Origin of the sequence: Enterovibrio qingdaonensis, from assembly GCF_028683135.1 — a bacterium.
Classification (GTDB): domain Bacteria; phylum Pseudomonadota; class Gammaproteobacteria; order Enterobacterales; family Vibrionaceae; genus Enterovibrio; species Enterovibrio qingdaonensis.
The window spans coordinates 1-571 of sequence record NZ_JAJUBB010000069.1 but is presented as its reverse complement, the minus strand read 5'-3'; the positions used below and the strand labels follow the sequence as shown (position 1 = coordinate 571).

Sequence of the window (571 nt, the reverse complement as noted above, 5' to 3'; positions counted from 1 at the left end):
AATGGCAAAGGAAAGTATGTCGCAGGAATTAATAAAGTGTCCATGCTGCGAAAAAATGGTTCCAGCAAATGATGTTGAGCTCACGTATCGTTTACCTGATGATATTGCTTGCATGGATGAAGAAGAAAGAGCATCTACTTGCAAATACACAAATGATTATGTCGTATGCGATGATGAATATTTTTATCTGCGTTGTATCTTGCCTTTACCGGTACATGACACAGGTCGGGAATATTGCTTAGGCGTCTGGGTCCAGATTTCACCTAATAGCTTTAATAAGGTTTGGGAGCTTTGGGATGATGAAGAACAAGCAAATGAACTGCCAATGAGGGGTCTCCTTGCGAATAATGTTCACCTCAGTACCGGGGCAGAAAGTGCAGAAGTGATGATTCAGCTTACTGGTCCTACATCAAGGCCTGTGGCCATAGTCAAAGATGAAGCTTGTTCTCTTTATAAAGAGCAGCAAAGCGGTATTACTATACATCGTGCTAGTGAGTATTCAGACTTATGTCGGTAATGCCATTTAACAAGCAAAGTCAGCGGACGCCAAAAAACGGCGCTCGCTGCTTTG

1 protein-coding gene is annotated in these 571 nt (G+C 42.6%); it reads left to right on the top strand.

Annotated elements, in window-relative coordinates:
- Positions 1-517, top strand: a 517-nt coding sequence (locus LRP49_RS25155) for a DUF2199 domain-containing protein (protein ID WP_274146413.1), incomplete at its 5' end; no start/stop codon positions are given.
- Positions 518-571 lie beyond the last annotated feature (54 nt).